This window comes from Bacillus sp. NPDC094077, from assembly GCF_050279465.1.
GTDB lineage: Bacteria > Bacillota > Bacilli > Bacillales > Bacillaceae_G > Bacillus_A.
The window spans coordinates 1-2,863 of sequence record NZ_JBNNUF010000052.1 but is presented as its reverse complement, the minus strand read 5'-3'; the positions used below and the strand labels follow the sequence as shown (position 1 = coordinate 2,863).

Genomic DNA, 2,863 nt, shown 5'->3' with positions numbered 1-2,863 from the left:
ATGGGTATATAGCACCTCGGAATAGAGTAGAGAAAAAATTGGTAGAAATTTGGTCAGAGGTATTAGGGATTGACTCCTCTGTCATTGGGATAAACACTAATTTTTTTGAGTTAGGTGGACATTCTCTCTTAGCAACTAAAATAGTTTCACGTTTAGGTGTTGATTTTTCAATTCTAATACAAGTACGTGACATATTTGAATACCCTACTATTAAAAGTTTCTCAAAACGTTTAACATTTTTATTGGGAAAAATGGGGGAAAGCGATGTTTTAACACCATTACAATCAGTAAAACGTGAACAATACGAACCATTATCTTTCGCTCAACAACGTTTATGGATAATGGATAAAATTGAAACAAATAGTGCACTTTACAATGTCCCGATTGCATGGCGTTTAAAAGGGAAATGGAACGTTGAGATGTTAAAAAAAGGATATGCTGCAATGATACACCGCCATGAAATTTTACGGACAGTATTTCAAGAAGTTGACGGAAAACCAGTGCAAATTGTTCAAAAAGATATAACAGTTCCCTTATCAGTAATTGATTTATGTTATCTTTCTCCAGAAGATAAAATATCGAAAATGGATAAAATATCGAAAATAGAAGCTGAAAAGCCATTTGATTTAAGCCAAGGGCCTTTATTGCGTGCTCATTTAATAATAATGGACAATGAAGAGTTAGTACTTCTTTGTACCGTCCATCATATTATTTTTGATCGCTGGTCATTAGATACTTTTATCAATGAATGGATGAGTTTTTATCATGCATTTTTGGAAGACGAAACTGATAAGCTTTCCCCTTTACCTTTTCAGTATATTGATTTTACAAAGTGGCAAAAAAGCTGGTTAACAGAAGACATAATACAAAAACAAATAGCATATTGGAGGAATGAATTACGTGGCTTACTTCCTATATTGGAACTCCCATTTGATTATCCTCGTCCAACAATACAAAGCTATAATGGAGATACGTATCAATTTGTCATACCCAATAAATTGTTAGAAAAAATAAAGGTATTTAATTATAAGGAAGGTGTTACACTATTTGCCACGTTATTAGCAAGTTATCAAGGGTTTCTTTCTCGTTATACAAATCAAAAAGATATTTTAGTAGGCAGCCCGATTGCTAATAGGAATTATCCAGGAGTTGAAGATCTTATTGGATTCTTTGCGAATACTGTAGTCTATCGTGCAGATTGTTCAAATAATATAACATTTAAAGAATTGGTCCAACAGATAAAGAAAAAAATGTTAGATGCACAAGAAAATCAGGACGTTCCTTTTGAAAAAGTTATAGAAGCCATACAACCAGAACGTGATATGAGTTATTCTCCACTATTTCAGACAATGTTTGTTTTTCATAATCAATTAAAAGAGTTACCAAAATTATTAGATCATAGCGTAGAAAAAATGCCTAGACATATGAATGGTGCAAAGTTTGATATAACTATAGCAATGGAAGAGGTACCAACAGGATTACAAGTGGAATTTGAATATAATACAGACTTATTTAAGGTTCCTACAATAAAAAGAATGGCTCAATCTTTTGAAATTTGGCTAGATGAAATTTTACAATTTCCGGAGGAACCTATAGAGAATCTAAGAATAATTACTAGGAAGGAAGAAAAGCAATTATTACATGAATGGACTAACATAGAGGGGAATTATCAAAAAGATGTGGTGATTCAAGAGTTATTTGAACAGCAAGTGATTCAGAATCCGAATTCTGTTGCGTTGGTATATAAAGAACAACAGTTAACTTATAAGGAATTAAATGAAAAAGTAAATCAATTAGCTTTTTATCTACAGAAACGAAACGTAGGACCTGAAAGTATGGTAGGGGTTTATATAGAACGTTCTTTAGAGATGATTGTAAGTATATTAGGAATAATAAAAGCTGGTGGTGCATATGTCCCACTAGATCCAGCCTATCCAACAAAGAGACTTGAATATATCTTGAAAGATGCCAATATACAAGTGTTGCTAACACAAAGTCATCTAACACAGTGGATACCTAAAGAAATAGACTGTATTGATATAAAAGAACATGAAATGAATATTTCGAGAGAAAAAAATACAAATCCTACAATTGAAGTTAAACCAGATAATTTAGCATATGTAATCTATACATCTGGATCCACAGGAAATCCAAAGGGTGTCCTTTATGAACAAAAAGGTCTATGCAATTTTATTAATGCCAGCATTGATTTTACAAATTTAAATACGAGTAGTAAGGTAGTTCAGTTTTCTTCAATAGCATTTGATGTTTCACTATATGATATATTCGCAACTCTGGTGTCGGGTGGAACTTTATATGTATGTGGTCAACAAGATATTATGCCAGTTGAGCCACTTACTCAGTTTTTGCTAGAAAATAAAATTACGCATGCATTTTTACCACCTACGGTACTAAATCTGTTAGATGAATCTAAATTTGAGGAATTACAAACTGTTATTTCTGCGGGTTCAGTCTGTAGTGAACAAGTGGCAAAACGGTGGGTGAAAAATCACCTCTTTATTAATGCATATGGTCCAACAGAGGCATCGGTTGCTACTATAGAAATTTATAGTGGTGAAGGGACACCACCTATTGGTCGATCTATTCCCAATGTAGAGGTATATGTATTAAATAAAGCTCAAAAACTTGTCCCTATTGGAACAGTGGGTGAACTTTATATAGGAGGTATCGCATTAGCACGAGGATATTTGAATCAACCTGAATTAACAAAAGCATCATTTATCCCACACCCATTCAAGAATAGCTCTAATGATAGATTATATAGGACAGGTGATTTAGTTAAATATTTACCTGATGGAAATATAGAATATATAGGAAGAGCTGATAAACAAGTTAAGATTAG

At 32.8% G+C, this 2,863-nt stretch carries 1 protein-coding gene; it reads left to right on the top strand.

Annotation, left to right across the window (positions count from 1 at the left end; all coding sequences use genetic code 11):
- Positions 1-38: 38 nt before the first annotated feature.
- A partial coding sequence (locus tag ACQKNR_RS29180; RefSeq protein WP_427322746.1) for an amino acid adenylation domain-containing protein occupies positions 39-2,863 on the top strand: 2,825 nt, incomplete at its 3' end.